Source organism: Nocardia sp. NPDC056100 (assembly GCF_042266325.1).
Taxonomy (GTDB): domain Bacteria; phylum Actinomycetota; class Actinomycetes; order Mycobacteriales; family Mycobacteriaceae; genus Nocardia.
Map to the genome: position 1 here is coordinate 454,230 of NZ_JBHJVY010000005.1, position 15,437 is coordinate 469,666.

Annotated in this window: 13 protein-coding genes; 6 read left to right on the forward strand and 7 right to left on the reverse strand. The window is 66.1% G+C overall.

Features of this window, described 5'->3' with window-relative positions; genetic code table 11:
* Window positions 1–21: 21 nt before the first annotated feature.
* Entirely contained in the window at window positions 22–2,052 is a 2,031-nt protein-coding gene (locus tag ACFC0O_RS38730) for an SDR family oxidoreductase (protein WP_375967052.1), read from the reverse strand.
* A gap of 359 nt (window positions 2,053–2,411) precedes the next feature.
* On the opposite strand from ACFC0O_RS38730, the gene ACFC0O_RS38735 reads away from it, so the two are divergent.
* Window positions 2,412–2,924, forward strand: a complete 513-nt coding sequence (locus ACFC0O_RS38735) for a methyltransferase family protein (RefSeq protein ID WP_375967053.1) — start codon at window positions 2,412–2,414, stop codon at window positions 2,922–2,924.
* Here ACFC0O_RS38735 and ACFC0O_RS38740 read toward each other — a convergent pair.
* From ACFC0O_RS38740 to ACFC0O_RS38755, 4 genes are all read right to left on the reverse strand, one after another.
* Entirely contained in the window at window positions 2,921–3,781 is an 861-nt protein-coding gene (locus ACFC0O_RS38740; protein ID WP_375967055.1) for an amidohydrolase family protein, read from the reverse strand. The genes ACFC0O_RS38735 and ACFC0O_RS38740 overlap by 4 nt on opposite strands.
* 13 nt (window positions 3,782–3,794) lie before the next feature.
* Window positions 3,795–4,535: an SDR family NAD(P)-dependent oxidoreductase gene (locus ACFC0O_RS38745; protein ID WP_375967056.1), complete on the reverse strand. Its 741-nt coding sequence runs from the start codon at window positions 4,533–4,535 to the stop codon at window positions 3,795–3,797.
* Window positions 4,536–4,644: 109 nt separating this feature from the next.
* Window positions 4,645–5,979: a glutamate-1-semialdehyde 2,1-aminomutase gene (locus tag ACFC0O_RS38750; protein ID WP_375967058.1), complete on the reverse strand. Its 1,335-nt coding sequence runs from the start codon at window positions 5,977–5,979 to the stop codon at window positions 4,645–4,647.
* Complete coding sequence (locus tag ACFC0O_RS38755; RefSeq protein WP_375967060.1) at window positions 5,972–6,583, reverse strand: glycosyltransferase family 4 protein; 612 nt, start codon at window positions 6,581–6,583, stop codon at window positions 5,972–5,974. Before ACFC0O_RS38755 ends, ACFC0O_RS38750 begins: the two co-directional genes overlap by 8 nt.
* A gap of 149 nt (window positions 6,584–6,732) precedes the next feature.
* On the opposite strand from ACFC0O_RS38755, the gene ACFC0O_RS38760 reads away from it, so the two are divergent.
* From ACFC0O_RS38760 to ACFC0O_RS38780, 5 genes are all read left to right on the forward strand, one after another.
* Window positions 6,733–8,274: a serine/threonine-protein kinase gene (locus ACFC0O_RS38760; RefSeq protein ID WP_375967062.1), complete on the forward strand. Its 1,542-nt coding sequence runs from the start codon at window positions 6,733–6,735 to the stop codon at window positions 8,272–8,274.
* Window positions 8,275–8,475: 201 nt separating this feature from the next.
* On the forward strand, window positions 8,476–9,876 hold the full coding sequence (locus ACFC0O_RS38765; RefSeq protein WP_375967064.1) for a DUF222 domain-containing protein: 1,401 nt from the start codon (window positions 8,476–8,478) through the stop codon (window positions 9,874–9,876).
* A 420-nt stretch (window positions 9,877–10,296) separates the two neighbouring features.
* Window positions 10,297–11,433, forward strand: a complete 1,137-nt coding sequence (locus ACFC0O_RS38770; protein WP_375967066.1) for a serine hydrolase domain-containing protein — start codon at window positions 10,297–10,299, stop codon at window positions 11,431–11,433.
* A 103-nt stretch (window positions 11,434–11,536) separates the two neighbouring features.
* A complete protein-coding gene (locus ACFC0O_RS38775) occupies window positions 11,537–12,751 on the forward strand; it encodes a polysaccharide pyruvyl transferase family protein (protein WP_375967068.1) in 1,215 nt (404 codons plus the stop codon).
* 26 nt (window positions 12,752–12,777) lie between these two features.
* Entirely contained in the window at window positions 12,778–13,614 is an 837-nt protein-coding gene (locus ACFC0O_RS38780) for a glycosyltransferase family 2 protein (RefSeq protein WP_375967069.1), read from the forward strand.
* A gap of 22 nt (window positions 13,615–13,636) precedes the next feature.
* On the opposite strand, the gene ACFC0O_RS38785 is transcribed toward ACFC0O_RS38780, so the two are convergent.
* Both ACFC0O_RS38785 and ACFC0O_RS38790 read right to left on the reverse strand, forming a co-directional pair.
* Window positions 13,637–14,263, reverse strand: coding sequence for an MspA family porin (locus ACFC0O_RS38785; RefSeq protein ID WP_375967070.1), 627 nt, complete (start codon window positions 14,261–14,263; stop codon window positions 13,637–13,639).
* Between the two features lie 75 nt (window positions 14,264–14,338).
* Window positions 14,339–15,433: a methyltransferase domain-containing protein gene (locus ACFC0O_RS38790; protein ID WP_375967071.1), complete on the reverse strand. Its 1,095-nt coding sequence runs from the start codon at window positions 15,431–15,433 to the stop codon at window positions 14,339–14,341.
* Window positions 15,434–15,437: the final 4 nt, after the last annotated feature.

The following is a 15,437-nucleotide window of genomic DNA, read 5'->3' on the forward strand; positions in this document are numbered from 1 at the left end:
ACCGCTGTGTGCGGGCAGCGATTACCAGTGCAGTCCCGGAATCTTGTTGGTGAAGCGCGCGGCCGGGCCGGGCAGGCCCATGAGCGGCTGCACGATCGGCGCGAGCAGCAGCAGCGGGCTGCGCGATTCCGGCTTGTCCGAAGCGTTTTCGGTGACCGCAGCGGGATCGGGCTTGGCCGCCTTGGACTCTCCGAACGTCTTGAAGCCCTGCGACAGGATGGCCTTCTTCACCGACGGCATCACGGTGTCCACCAGCTGCGCGAAAGTGCCGATGGGCGTATCGATCCGGCTGGGCCGGTGTTCGAGGGCCCGCACCACCAGATCGGCCGCCTGCTCCGGCGAATGCACCGGAATGGACTTGTACAGATCGGTCGGCGCGATCATCGGCGTGCGCACCAGCGGCATGCGCACCGAGGTGAAAGTGATTCCGGCATCGGCGTTCTCGACCGCCGCGATCTCGCTGAAGTTATCCAGCGCGGATTTGCTCGCCACGTACGCGGCGAACCGCGGCACCTTGGTCTGCACCGCGATGGAGGAGATATTGACGAAGTGCCCGAACCGGCGCTCGCGCATGGACGGCAGCAGTGCGAGGATCAGCCGCACCGCGCCGAAGTAGTTGACCGCCATGGTGCGCTCGAAATCGTGCATGCGGTCGGTGGAATTGGCCACCGCGCGGCGAATGGAGCGCCCCGCGTTGTTCACCACGAAATCGACATGTCCGTGATCGGCGAGCACCTGCTTGACCAGCAGCTCAACCGACTTCTCATCGGTGATATCGCAGGTGTACGCCTGTGCCGCACCGCTTTCCGCGCGCACCGCCACGGCCGCGGCCTCCAAATCCTCCGGCGTGCGCGCCACCATCAGCACGGTGGCCCCGCGCCGGGCGACCGCGTGCGCGGTGGCCAAGCCGATACCGGAGGACGCGCCGGTGACCAGCACGATGCGCCCGGACAGCTTCTCCCGGCCGCGGCGGGCGCGATCGGGATCCAGATTGTGCTCCCAGTAGCTCCACAGCTTGGCCGCGTAGCTGTCGAAGGCGGGCACCGCGATGCCGCTGCCGCGCAACTGCGCCCGGGTGAAGTCGGAGGAGAAGTTCGATTCGAACGCGGTATGTGGTGCGACCTCGGCGGGAATCCCGAGCCGCTCCAGTACGAAATCGCGCACCGCGGGCACGCCCGGCAGTTCGCCGAGCGCGTGCAGGGCGGCATGGCTGCCAGGGACCGGCCCGATCCCGGCGGGTGCTCCGGCCGCGCGGGCCAGCGCCGCGTAGATCTTGCCGAACGGCTGCGGTTCGGGATTGGTGAGGTGGAAGGTGCGCCCGATCAGGCCCGGCTTGTTGATCAGCTCGACCATCGCCGCGGCGACATAATCCACCGGCACGATATTGGTCGCGCCCAGATCCGGCAGTGGCACCGGCAGTTCCGAGGGCAGTGCGGCGAGTCCGGCAATGGCGGGGAAGAAGTAGTACGGACCGTCGATCTTATCCATTTCGCCGGTGCGGGAATCGCCGACCACAATTGCGGGTCGATAAACGCGCCAGCGCAGGTCGCGGGACTCCCGGACCAGTTTCTCGGCTTCGAATTTGGTGCGGTGATAAGGCGACTCGAGGCGCTGCCCGAGATCGAAATCGTCTTCGAAGAATTTGCCCTGATGATCACCGGCGACCGCGACCGAGGAAACGTGATGCATTACCGCGCCGATGGCGGTGGCGAGTGCGACGACCGAACGCGTACCGCTCACATTGGCGGCGTAGGTGCTGTCCTCGTCGGCGGTCATGTCGTAGACCGCGCCGAGGTGGATGACGTGATCGGCCTGCGGCGCCTCGAACGCGCCGTCGATGTCCAGCAGCCCGAGGCCGGGTGCGGTGAGGTCACCGACCAGCGGGAACACTCGATCTTCGGCGTCCCAGCCCTGAGCCATCTCGCGCAGCTTGGCGACCGACGCCTCGCGAACCAGTGCGTGGATGACAGCCTGGGGGTCGCGCTCCAGCAGTCCGGCGATCACTCGCCGGCCGAGGAATCCGGTGCCGCCCGTCACGATGTAGGAAACCATCGCCCCTCCTAAATACGAACTTGTTGGTGCTCAACGTTGTTCGTCCGACATGCGTCGGTGGATGTGGACGAGAGAATGCGGCCCCGTAGCAGAATGTCGGGCCGAGGTAGGAACACCATCGTGCCTAACTGATGGGTAACTTTACGGCCCGCACATAGACGCTTCAACCAAAACGGGGTTTTCCGGCGTGTGGGACTGGTCACCCGGTGGCAATTCGAGTTTTTGTGTGTGACAACGGGTTTGGTGTAACTCCCGGATGCACTTGGCAATTCGACCGCAACTGGTCGAGTGTCCTGTGTGGCTGGTCACTCGAATCCGGTCGGTGCAGAATACGAGTCAGCCGATCGATGGGGGCGGATATGCGATCAATGCGGGCGGTGTGGGGGAGTCTGCTCTTCACCGTGCTGGTGCCGGGCACGGTGGCGGGTTTCCTGCCGCTGTGGATCAGCGGCTGGCATTTCGAGAACGCGCTACCGCCGACCGCGCTGTGGCGGGTGCTCGGTGTACTGCTGATCGCGGCGGGGCTACCCATCCTGCTGGGTGCGATCTACCGTTTCGCGGTCGAGGGCCTCGGCACGCCCGCGCCGGTGGCCCCGACCGCGCACCTGGTGGTCGGCGGCCCGAATCGCTTCGTGCGCAATCCGATGTACCTGGCGGTGGTGTCGATGGTGCTGGGCCAGGCGCTGCTGTTCGGCCGCGTCGATCTGCTCTGGTACGCGGTGATCATCGCCGTCGGGCAGGCGCTGTTCGTCCGCTTCTACGAGGAGCCGACGCTGTTGGGCCAGTTCGGTGCGGAGTACGAGCGGTATCGCGCCGCGGTGCCCGCCTGGGTTCCCCGGCGCACACCGTGGACGCCGCAGTCGCCCGCCTAGCCCAGCCGGTAGGTGTCGAAGGCGTTGGCGCGGTAGAAGAATTCGGCTTCCTGTTCGGTGGCGTCGGTGCCCACCAGATGGTCGACGGTGGCCAGCAGATTGTCGAAGCTCCCGGCCATGGTGTCGATCGGCATATTCGAGCCGAACATGAGCCGTCGCCAGCCCCACAGCTGCACGCTCGATTCGAGCCAGTACTCCAGGGTCTCCCAGGACAGATCCGGGCAGATCATGCCGAGTCCGGAGAGTTTGCACAGCCACTGGGTTTCCTTGGCGGCCAGCGAGAGCGCGTTATGCCAGGCGGCGCGGTCGTCCTCGGTGGTGCCCTGGGGCAGGCCGAGATGTTCCAGCACGACGCGCAGTTGCGGATAGCCCGCGAGGAAGTCGATCCAGTCGAGCATATCGTGCGGATGCGCGACCAGATCGAAGACGCCGTCGCGTTCCTGGAGCCAGGCGGCGATGGTCTCGGCGGCCGGGGTATTGGGGTGCAGGCCGCCGAATACCCGCAGCCCGCGAAAGTTCGGGCTCTGCGCCTGCAGGTCCAGATGCGCCAGCAACTCCGTCTCGGGCAGGGCCGGATCAGCCGATCCGATGATCGCCACGGGCCGCCCGGCGGTGGCGGCGATTCCGTCGATCCAGCGGCCCTCGTCGAGGTAGGCGTGCGGTGCGGTGGTCGCCGAGATGTGCACCAGCCCCGCGATCTCGACCCCGGCCGCGCGCTCGTAGTCGGCGAGTAGGAAATCGTTCGCCAGCTCGGGTGCGCCTGCGGCCGTGCCGAATTCACGCAACTGCGGATACCAGTCGTTGGCCGTGGGGTGCCACAGGTGCAGGTGCGCGTCGACTATCGGGATGGTGGGCATGGTGGCGTCTCCTTCACTGCATGGTGATGCCGCCGCTGACGCTGATCAGCTGGCCGGTGAGATAACTGGCTTCCGGGCTCGCCAGCCAGGCGATGAGGGCGGCGACCTCATCCGGGCGGCCCAGACGTTTGAGGGGGATGGCCTTGCGCAGGGCTTCGAGGTGGCCGGGGTGATCGGCCATGGCGCGGTCGACCATATGGCCCTCGATGGGGCCGGGGCAGACCACGTTCACGGTGACCTGGTGCCGCGCCACTTCGCGGGCGAGCGATTTGGCGAAGCCGAACAGTCCGGACTTGGATGCGGCGTAGGCGGATTCACCCGCCGCGCCCGCTCGCGCGCCATCGGAGGAGACGAAGACGATGCGCGCCCCGTCCGCGTCCTGGAGCGCCGGGAGCAGGTGCTGGGTGAGCTGCATGGGACCGCGCAGATTGACCTGGTGCATGAGATCCCAGTGCGCGATGGCGCTGTCCAGGAACGGCTCCACGATTGCCGCGCCCGCACACTGCACCAGCGCCGAGACGCTCCTGCGCACCGCCCGCGCCGCCGCCTCGATACTGTCCGGATCGGTCAGATCGAGGTGCAGCGCAACGGCTTTCGGGCCGAGTTCGGCGGCGAGCGCGGTGGCGGCGTCCAGATCGATATCGGCGATGACCACCTCGCGCCCGGACGCGGCGAGCCGGCGCGCGACCGCGCCGCCGATATCGCCCGCACCGCCCGTCACGAGCGCGCCGGTAGCGCTGTCGCCGTCACCCACTGCCTCACCCGTCCGTCCATGAATGCTTCGCAATCCATGAATAGTCGTTCAGCGACTGATTTGCGACACAACTCCGGCAATCGGCTGTGGAATTCCTGTGCGCGAGGGCCTACCGACGCGTCGGTATGTCCGGCAGTCGGCGGGGCGCGGCCTGCCTGCGCAGTGCCGGGGCGACCGGGCGGCCGGTGAGGAATCCGTCGACGCTGCCGTGTTCCAACGCTTTTCGGTAGACGATGGCGGCTTCGCGGCAGGCGTCGACGGTGTGATCGATATCGGCGTCGGTATGCGCGGCGGAGGTGACGAAGGACTGGCCGAGCACACCGCGTTCCAGGAGTTCCTGGAGGAAGAGCGTGCGATAGGGCTGGGAGGGATTGCCCTCGGGATCCTTGGTGAGGAAGACCAGACAGGAGGACCGGCCGCGCACCTGAAGGTGGTCGGCGATACCGATTTCGGCGGCGACCGCGTTCACGCCCTCGGCGAGGCGGCGGCCCGCGTGCTCCATGCGGCCGATGGGATCGGTGCCGCGGTACGCCTCGACCACGGCGCGAAAAGCCGCCAGGGAGGCCGTTTCCGGGCCGTGCGTGGTGGAGAGCAGGAAGACGCGATCGGCATCGGTGCGCAGCCCGCCCAGTTCCATATATTCGCGTTTGCCCGCGAGCGCGGACAGCGGAAAGCCGTTGGCCATGGCCTTACCCCAGCAGGACAGGTCCGGCCGGACGCCGTAGAGCTGTTGTCCGCCACCGGGAGACCAGCGGAAGCCGGTGATCATCTCATCGAAGATGAGCAGCGCGCCGTGCCGATCGCACAGTGCCCGAACGCCTTCCAGGAAGCCGAGCGCGGGTTCGGCCAGGGCCGTGGCCTGTTCGAGGATGACGCAGGCGATATCCTCGGATTCGAGCACCTCGGCGAGTGATCCGAGGTCGTTGTAGCGGAACTTCACCGTCGGGGAAGCCGGTATGCCCGCGGACATTTCGGTGATGCCGATGAACCAGTCGTCCACCGAGAAGAACGGCTGATCGCAGACCGCCACGGTCTCGCGGCCGGTGACCGCGCGCGCCAATCGCACCGCCGCGGTGGTGGTGTCGGAGCCGTTCTTGGCGAACTTCACCATGTCGGCGTGCGGTACCAGACTCAGGAAGTCCTGTGCCGCAAGCAATTCCAGCTCGGTGGGGCGGGAGAAGTTGACACCGTGCGCGATGGTGCGGGTCACCGCCTCCACCACCGGCGGATAGCCGTGCCCGAGGGTGACCGACCGCAATCCCATGCCGTACTCGACGTATTCGTTCCCGTCGCAGTCCCAGACCCGAGCCCCGTACCCGCGCACCAGAATCGGCGCTTTGCCCTCCGGATACTGATCGGCCCCGCGCGCGTAGGTGTGCGCCCCGCCCGGCACCAGCCGATGTAGCCGCTCCTGGATGTCGTTGCTGCGAGTGAATTCAGGCATACGTTCCTCCTGCGGCGCGCCAACGGGTTTCGCTCAGTGTGGCCGCGAACGTGGGGGTCGCGCGGGCGGATGCGGTGATCTCGAACTCGGCCGCGCGCACCCGGGCGGCATCGGCGTACTTACCGCGCAGCTCCTGATCGGTGATGAGAGTGTCCAGGGCGCGGGTCAATTGGGCGCGATTCCCCGGATCCACCAGCAGCCCGTTGCGTCCGGGCTCGATGAGCTGTTCGGTTCCGGCCGGGCGAGTGGCGATCACCGCGCATCCCGCCCGCATCGCCTCCCACACCACACGACGGAACGGTTCCGGCCGCAATGAGCACTGCACGAGGATATCGGCATGGCGCAGATAGGGTTCCAGATCCTCGACCCGTTCGGTGAAGGTCACCGGTAGATCCAGCGCGGTGGCGTGCACCTCGAGTTCGGCGAGATAGGTCTCGTCCCCGGGATACATACCGCCGATCAGGAAGACTTCGCGCGGCAGCACCCGGGCTCCGGCGAGCGCGCGCAGGAACAGATCCTGCCCCTTCTCCGGTGCGAGCCGACCGACCACGGCGATAACGGTCTGCGCGGCAGGCCGCTGTTCACTGCTGAAGGATTCATCCATGGTCGCCTCACCCCCGGGCTTGTCCCTGAATTGCGCGGTACAGGCCCCGACGCCCGTGCAGCGCAAGTCTAAATGCTGTCGGCCGGGAGCGCGCCGCACGCGTGGGTTACGGTGAGCGGCAGAAGGTAGCCGGTCGGAGGTAGTGGGTCGTGGCGAGGACACTCGCGCAGGGGCAGACATTCGCGGGCTATGTGATCGAGCGGCAGCTCGGCGCCGGCGGAATGGGCGAGGTGTATCTGGCCCGGGATCGGGACCTGCCGCGCCTGGTCGCCTTGAAACTGCTCAGCCCGCACGTGGCGGACGATCCCGAGGTGCGGGCGAGATTCCTGCGAGAGGCCGATACCGCTGCGCGCCTGGCACATCCGAATATCGTCGCGGTGTACGCGCGCGGGCGCACCGAGGACCGGCTCTGGATGGCCATGCAGTACGTCGAGGGCACCGATGTGGCCGCGGTGCTGCGGGACGGGCCGCTGCGGCCGGATCACGCGGTGCGGATTCTGGGGGAGACGGCGCGGGCGCTGGATCACGCGCATCGGGCCGGGGTGCTGCATCGCGATGTCAAACCCGCCAATATCCTGCTCGCCTGGGGACCGGATCAGCGAGTGTTCCTGGCGGACTTCGGAATTGCGAAGGCCCTGGATCAGACCAGTGCGCTGACGCGGACGGGGGAGATGTACGCGAGTTTCCAGTACGCGTCGCCGGAACAGTTCGAACTGCGCACGGATATGGATCAGCGTTCGGATGTGTACGCGCTCGGGTGCACGCTCTATCACATGCTCACGGGGGAACTGCCGTATCCGGGTGGCAGTACCGCGCAGTTGGTGAACGGTCACCTGAACGGAAGAATTCCGCGCCCGAGTGAGCGAAATCCCGGTGTGCCAATGGCTTTCGATCAGGTGATCGCGCGGGCGCTGGCTAAGAATCGGGACGATCGATACGCGAGCTGCGGTGAATTCGCGGCGGCGGCCGCCCAGGCATCGACCGCCACGAACCAGGGCGGCGCGCCTTGGACTCCGCCGGTCATGGCGACTCCGCCCTCGGCATATCCGGCCGCAAGTTTCGGAACCACCCGGACGGGAGTGGAAGTGACGCAATTGCGGGACGCCTCGTCGTTCCCGATTCCGGCACCTCCGATGAGTCCGGCACCTGCTCCGCGGCGGCGGATTCGGAAGCGCCTGATCCTCGCGGGTGTCGCCGGATTGATCGTCGCGGCGGGACTTGGGCTCGGATTAGGCAGTGGCGCATTGCATTTCACGATCGGCGCGGGATCGACACCCGGTGCCTCGGATCCGGGTGGCGTGCCCACCGACGCCACCCGTGACGGTGCGATCAAGGCGGCATGCGACTACGGAATTCTCATGTCGACCTACGACTACAGCGACGGTGAAGGCTGGCAGACGAAGGTCGTGAACGGCGCGACGGGGGCATGGAAATCCCAGGCGCAGTCATTGCTCCCCACCGTTCGGCTTCTGCTGGAAGCGGATTCCGAGCACACTCGTGGCACGGACGCCAAGTGCACGGTTACGTCCGGGGGTGCAACGCACTATGAGTTGGCGGCGGATATCACGCAGATCAACTCGACCAAAGGCAAAGCCGATACCACCAATCATCAGAACATCACGCTGTCTATGGATTACGTGGATGGGAAATGGTTGTGTGGCAGGTTGGTTAGCCCGCTGTTCCCCTCGTGAGGGAAATGGTGGCAATTCTGAATAACCTTATATCACAAAGGAATTAGGCTTTCTGGGTCTGTTTTTCGGGAGTAGAATAGAAGTATGAATTCAGGGGAGAACATCGCAATCACGGACAGTGCACACGCACTCTCCGCTGCGATCGACTCCCTCGTTTCTCAGCCGCTCATTCCGGTGTCGGACAACGACATTGTCGAATTGATGCAGCAGGTCGAAACCGCTACCCGCAAACTCGACGCACTCAAACTCGACCTGGTCGTGCAGACCTGCTCGCGGTCACTGCCCAAGCGCGCCGGAGCAGGCTCGGTGGCGTTGTTCCTGCAAGACACCCTGCGGATTTCACACGGGGACGCGCTGAACCGGTGGCACTGCGCCGAGCAGGCCGCCATCTGGCCGCGCATCGGAGACAACGCCGAAGTGTCCACACCTGCACCCGTGTTGCCCAATACCGCTCTGGCGCAAGAGGAAGGCGCGATCGGTCTCGATCATGTGCGCGTGATCCGGCAGGTCATGGACCGGCTGCCCAACCAAGTCACTGCCGAAGACCGCGCACTCGCCGAAGAACACCTGGCCCGCCACGCGCGGGTGTTGAACCCGAACCAGCTCCCCAAAATCGGTGACCGCATCCTCGGCCATCTCGATCCCGATGGCACCCTCACAGACGACACGGACCGCGCTCGCATGCGCAGTATGCGGTTGAGCCCACAGGGCTTCGACTTGATGTCCACCATGACCGTGGTGCTTACTCCCGAAGCCCGCGCGGCCATGGACGCGGTACTCGCCAAACTCGCACGGCCCGGCCTGTGCAACCCCGCTGATCCCGAAAGCCCGTTCGTGGTCGATGACAAGCTCGACCCCGAGGTCGTGAAGGCCGCTGCCGCACGCGATACGCGCACCACGGTGCAGCGTCAGCACGATGCGCTGTTCGCGCTCCTGCACCCCGACTTCAACCCCGCACACCTCGGCTCACACCGTGGACTGCCCGTCACCACGATCCTGACCATGAGCATCACCGATGTGGAGCGCGCTGCTGGTGTGGCGACCACGGCTACCGGTGGGACGATGCCGGTCGCGGTCGCGTTGGAAATGGCTGCGCGCAAGAGCAAGACGTTCTCCGTGGTCACCGACGGCAACGCTATGCCTCTGCATATCGGTGAGGCACGGTTGGCGAACCCGGCACAGCGGATGGCGCTCATCGCCACCGAGCGTGGTTGCACCCGCCCCGGCTGCACCGCACCAGCCAGCATGGCGGCCGTGCACCACGTCACCGAGTACGTCAAAGGCGGCCCGACCGACATCGAGAACCTCACCCTGGCTTGCGATCACTGCCACGCGCTGGTGAACGACACCCCGACCGGGTGGACCACAATCAAGCTCGGTAAGGATTCGGCCTTCGCGGGCCGTACCGCGTGGATCGCGCCCGCGCACATCGACCCGACACGGACACCGAAGGTGAATCATCTTCATCACCCGGACGAGTTGATGGCCACCGCCCCGGCGGCCCCGCCGTTGCCTGCTCGCCCCTCTCGGGGGTGTGTGCCGAATCGGATGCGTCAGCGACCGTGGGTTTTGCCTCGCCCGGCTTGCCCAGCGCGGCAATAGGTTCCACCACCACCTGTATCCACCGTCAGGAACCCTCCTGCCGGTGCTACAGGCATGTCCGCATCCAAATAGGGTGCCCGCGCCTACCCTGACACGTCTGCGGTTCCAGCCCTGCCGCAGTCCAGACAAAGACGCAGTGCTGGGCACGTCGCCTGCCGTACCCGACTTGCTCTCCCGCAGCTCAGGCTCGTACCTCACGCACCCGACGGGGTGACTGGCTGTGGTCACCTTCCAAGACCAAAGAACCAAGCCGCTCAAGTGTTTTGGTTCTTGTTGTTGGTCTTTATCTTTGTTCTTGTTCTTTCTTGTCCGGGCGTCTTTTTCTTTTGTTCTTTTAGTCTTTTTCTTTAACCGTGTTGTCCTCGAACCAACTTGGGCTCGGAGGTGTATGGCTCTCCCGGGGGACAGACTGGAGGCCCAATGCCCGCCGTACCGAGAGCGCTCGCGCTCCTGGCCGTATCCGCCACAACGGTCGCCTTGGCGGCCGGTACCACCGCCGCTGATCCGACCTCGCTTCAAGAGCGTTTGCAGATCGGTCTCAACGAGACCGTGGCGGGCGGAAGCGTCCCGGGCGCTCAGCTGGTGCTGACCGACGGCGACCGGGTGCTCCAGATCAACAGCGGCGTAGGCGATCTCGGCACCAACGCACCATTTCCGGACAACGCGCAGGTGCGGATCGCCAGTAACACAAAAGTTTTCGTGTCCTCGGTGCTGCTGCAACTCGTCGGTGAGGGAAAGGTCGATCTGGATGCCCCGGTGGAGCGCTACCTACCCGGTGTAGTGCACGCCCCCGGTGGTGACGGAAATGTCATCACCATTCGAAATCTGTTGCAGCACACCAGTGGCATTCCGGACTACCTGACCGATCTGGATCTGTCGTCGGTGGCGGCGCTGCAACAGCCCAAACCGATCGGCGATCTGATCGCGATGGGCATGGCGAAGGAGAAGGATTTCGAGCCGGGAGCTCGCTCCGAGTACTCGAATACGAATTATCTGATCGCGGGACAGGTGGTGGAGCGCGTCACCGGACTGCCGGTGGGAGTGGAGGTGACGCGGCGGATTCTGATTCCCCTCGGGCTGACCAGTACCTACTGGCCGTTGTATCCGGCGGAACAGGTGATTCGCGGCCCGCACGCGCGCGCCTATGACGACTTCGGCGGCGGCCTCGTCGATATCACCGACATCGACCCGGGCTGGGGTCTGCCCGATGGCGCGATGGTCTCCAGCGGCGCGGATTTGAATCGTTTCTTCATGGCCTTGCTCCAGGCGCGAGTGGTCGGCGCGAACGAACTGGCGCAGATGCAACGCACTGTCCCGAGCGGGGATTGGCGCAGGTCGGAGGATTTCGGCCTGGGACTTTTCCATTGGACCACCTCGTGCGGGATCCAAGCCTGGGGCCACGGCGGGACCATCAACGGCACCTTCGTGTACGGCGGTGCGACCGCGGAGCGTTCGGTCACGGTGAGTATGAATCAGATTCCCGATATTCTCGGCGCGCGGGAGCGGAATATCGATCTCGACGAGGTCGTCGACGCCGGACTGTGTGCTCCGATGTGATCTCTGTGTGCCCTCCGAGGTGAAATCGAGCGGATGACAGGTACATACGATAGATTCGCTCCGTTCATGTGCTTGGCAGGGCGAGCAGAGCGAGTGCGGGGAATTGAAGATACTGGTCGAGAACGGCGAGTATGGGTTACACAATCGCGGTGACATAGCCACGATGGTCATGACGGTGCATCGGTTGCGGGAGCTCTGGCCGCACGCCCGAATCGGCATGCTCACCGAGCAACCGCGAGTGCTGCGAACGGTGCTTCCGGACGCCGAACCCGTACACGCCGGTGGCGGATGGCAGTGGGGCAGAAGTGGTTTCGCCGGACAGCTGGAGCAGCTGGCCGGTGCGAAGCTGACCGGGCCCGCGACCTTGAAATGGCGGGACGCCACCGAAGCCCCGATGCGGCAGCTACGCGGTGTGGGCAGCCGATTGCGCGCCGAGACGCAGGCGTTCATCGGCAGGGATCGCACCGCCTCGGCGGGAATGCCGCCGTTGCCACCGGTTCCGGCCGCGGTCGGCGAGGCGGATCTGGTGATCGCGCAGGGTGGCGGGTATATCGCCGACGCCGATCCCTATCAGGCGCATCGCACCCTCAATCTGCTGGAATACGCGCAGGCCCTGGGTATTCCGAACGTGCTGCTCGGGCAGGGACTCGGGCCGATCCGCGATCCCGAACTGCTGCGCCGGGCGGCCGCGGTACTGCCGGGCGCGGATTTCATCGGCCTGCGCGAAGGGGTGCGCGGCCCGAAGCTGCTGGCCGAGCTCGGTGTCTCCGCCGATCGTTTCGAGGTCACCGGCGACGACGCCATCGAATTCTCCTATCGCATGCGCCGCGCGGAGATCGGCGCGGATCTGGGTCTGTGCCTGCGCAATTCCGAGCATGACCGGATCGGGTACGCGGTGCGTAGCGCGGTGGAGCGGGCAAGAGTTGTCCGGTTCGGTGCTACGGTCGCCCGCCCCGGCGCGGCGGAGGAGGCGGCGCGCCAGGTTTCGCGCTGTCGCGTGCTGGTCACCAGCGCGTATCACCTGGCGGTCTTCGCGCTGTCCCAGGGTATTCCGGCGGTTGCTGTAACGGCTTCGGACCATTACGACGACAAGTTCATCGGATTGGCTGATATGTTCGGCTCCGGCCTGCGGGTCGTGCGGCTGGGCGTGGACGACCCCGAATCCGCACTGCCGCAGGCGGTCCGGGAGTTGTGGGAGTTCGCGCCCGAACTGCGCGATACCCTGCAGCAGCGGGCGGTCGAACAGATCGACGCCGTTGGCGCGGGCCTGGACCGAGTGTCCGGGCTGATGCGGAAGCGGCCGGCGCCGATCCGTTAACCCGCCGCCTCAGCTCAGGGGGAACGATGGTCAACCTCTCGATCTGCGTCCCGGTCCGGAACTCCGGACGCACACTGGCCGCCACGCTGACTTCGATTCTGGAGCAGGACAGTGCCTTCCAGGTGATCGTGCTGGACAACGCCAGCACCGACGACACCTTCCGGGTGGCGAATCTGCACCGGGACAGCAGAGTGCGGGTGGTCCGGAATCGGGAGCCGCTACCCATGGGCGAGAACTGGAACAAGGCGGTCTCGCTGGCCACCGGCCGCCTGGTGAAGGTGGTGTGCGCGGGCGATATCCTGCTGCCCGGCGCGTTGGACAAACAGCTCGAGGTGATGGGCGATCACGGTATCGCGGTGTGCGCGTCCAAGTTCCAGGTGGTCGACGCGGCCGGTCAGGTGGAGCGCGATGGGCTCGGACTCGCGAATCTGCTGGGGCAGCGCGATTCCCGCAGCCTGATGCGCAGCATCGTGCGGCGCGGGCCATCGGAATTCGGGCCGACCGCCACGGCCATGTTCCGGCGCGCGGACTTCTCGCGGGTTGGCGGTTTCCGCGGTGATCTGGTGCTGCCCATGGACGTGGATCTGCTGGCCCGGGTCAGCGCCCTCGGGCATTTCTACGGTATGGCGGAAAGCCTTGCCGCTTGGCGTGATTCGCGCTTCAACCGCTGCGGTGACATCGCCACCGCCGCGAAACTCGGTGAGCTGCTGCGGTTTCAGCATCGCCTGCGACGGGAGTATCCGCAGCTGATCGGACCCGCGACGATACTGGGCGGCGACCTGCGACTGGCCCGCATCGCGCTGGATCGATTGCGGGCTCGGGCGGCCGCCGCCCTGCTGCGCCGGCCGGAGCTGCTGCGATGAAGTTCCGGTCGGGAAGGTCGAATCAGATGGTCCAGAGCGGACCGTAGGTGGTCACGCTGTCCCCATTGCTGGTGACGATCTTGACCCACGGGCGAATGGTGGTCTGGCCGAGCACACCGGTCACGGTGGCGTGGAAGCCCGACATCTGAATGAAGCCGTCCGCGCCGGAGATATCGCCACCGGCCGCCTCGACGGTCTGGATACCCGGGCCGAAGCCGACCGCCAATTCCACGCCCAACTGCGGAATCAGGCTGTTGACATCGACTTTCGGGTCATTGCCCAGTTCCAGACCGAGGCTGGGGGTCCACCACTGGAAACGGATCTTGCCGTCCAGAGTGGCGGGATAACCGACCTGGTAGCCGATGGTGATGTGCCCGTTCCAGTTATCGGCGTTGGGACCGCTGATATGGAAGCCCGCTTTACCGTCGTGGAACCACTCACGACTGAGCGGGTTGCCGTCCAGGGGCGGCACGAAGCTGATGTGCGTATCGGATTGGATGGCCTCGACCGTGCGCTGCTGGCGGTCGAGGATGGAACTGGTGCTGTCGACGCCGGCGACCGAGGTGCTGGTCTCCATGGCCAGCCCGACGGTGAACGCGGCCGCTACGGCCAGGGTGCGCGCGATGGCGCGCTGTTTGGAGCGCTTCATTGATGTTCCCACTTTTCCCTCATCAGGTATTGCTCATCTCAGCCGCCGACCCTCATCAGCGGCTGTTCCTCTCGATCACAGGTCGACCACCCACCTCCCCTCCAGCTCCGGCCACTGCGCGCGCACTTCCGGCAGTAGGTCGGGAAGGGTGAGCAGGATCCGATCCGGCCGGGCCGCGACGAGTTCGGCCGGGGAGATGATCGGAATATCGGTCCCGGGCATGCGGCGGCCCTGCTTACCGGGCGAGGCATCGGCCACGGCGGCGAGCAGGCCCCGGTGCGCGCCCGCGAGATGTAGCAGCGCCACGGCTCGGGAGGCGGCGCCGTAGGCGAAAACCGTGTGCCCGTCGGCGTTTTCGCGCTCCAGCCAGGAGCTCAGCGCGTGCGCCTGTTCATCGGCCGCGCGCTGGAGATCGCGGACCGCGTCGGGTCCGGCGTCCAATACCTCGGATTCGGCATCGAGTATCCGTGTCACGTCCGAATCCACCGGCGCACTGTCGGTTCCGTGCACCGCCGCGACGAGAATCGTTCCGCCGTACAGGCTGAACTCCCATGCGGCGGCCACCCGCATCCCCGCCGCCGCGAGCAACAGTCGCAGCGTTCGCAGGCTGTAGTACGCGAAATGCCCGTGCCGCAGTGCATTCCACTGACCCTGCGCGACAATCGCACGCAGCGTGTGGAATTGGAGCAGTAGCACGCCGTCATCGGCCGTCGCCGCCGCCCGTTGCGCGAAGGCCGCCCGCTGATCGGGCTCGTGCATGATGCCGAAACAGTCGATCACCACATCGGCCGGTGCCTCGGCCACGGTGAACCCGCGCGACTCCAGCAGCGGTAGCCAGCTGCCACCGTGCGGACTGCCGAATTCCCGGACGGTGCCGCCGTGCAGCCATCCGGCGGCCTGCACGCCGGAGACGGCCGCGGCGGCCTGATCGCGCAGGGCCTGCGGTTCCACGCCGCGCGGTTCGGCGGTGACGGTGTCATCCTCGGCGAGCTGGGCCAGCCCGCAGTCCGGGCACTGATCCATGGCCAGCGGATGCATGGAAACACTATGCGCCGTCGGCGCGTCCAGCGCTGGAAAGTCGTCTGCCGCAGGCATTTTGCCGAGATCGAGCACCCGCTCCAATCCGGCCGCCCCGCAGCCGCGGCATCCCCGCGTCGATGCCGCGGTCATGGCA

Coding starts and splice junctions, on each gene's coding strand:
- ACFC0O_RS38730 (WP_375967052.1), bottom strand. CDS start 2,052: ATGGTTTCCTACATCGTGACGGGCGGCACCGGATTCCTCGGCCGGCGA.
- ACFC0O_RS38735 (WP_375967053.1), top strand. CDS start 2,412: ATGCGATCAATGCGGGCGGTGTGGGGGAGTCTGCTCTTCACCGTGCTG.
- ACFC0O_RS38740 (WP_375967055.1), bottom strand. CDS start 3,781: ATGCCCACCATCCCGATAGTCGACGCGCACCTGCACCTGTGGCACCCC.
- ACFC0O_RS38750 (WP_375967058.1), bottom strand. CDS start 5,979: ATGCCTGAATTCACTCGCAGCAACGACATCCAGGAGCGGCTACATCGG.
- ACFC0O_RS38755 (WP_375967060.1), bottom strand. CDS start 6,583: ATGGATGAATCCTTCAGCAGTGAACAGCGGCCTGCCGCGCAGACCGTT.
- ACFC0O_RS38765 (WP_375967064.1), top strand. CDS start 8,476: ATGCAGCAGGTCGAAACCGCTACCCGCAAACTCGACGCACTCAAACTC.
- ACFC0O_RS38770 (WP_375967066.1), top strand. CDS start 10,297: ATGCCCGCCGTACCGAGAGCGCTCGCGCTCCTGGCCGTATCCGCCACA.
- ACFC0O_RS38780 (WP_375967069.1), top strand. CDS start 12,778: ATGGTCAACCTCTCGATCTGCGTCCCGGTCCGGAACTCCGGACGCACA.
- ACFC0O_RS38785 (WP_375967070.1), bottom strand. CDS start 14,263: ATGAAGCGCTCCAAACAGCGCGCCATCGCGCGCACCCTGGCCGTAGCG.
- ACFC0O_RS38790 (WP_375967071.1), bottom strand. CDS start 15,433: ATGACCGCGGCATCGACGCGGGGATGCCGCGGCTGCGGGGCGGCCGGA.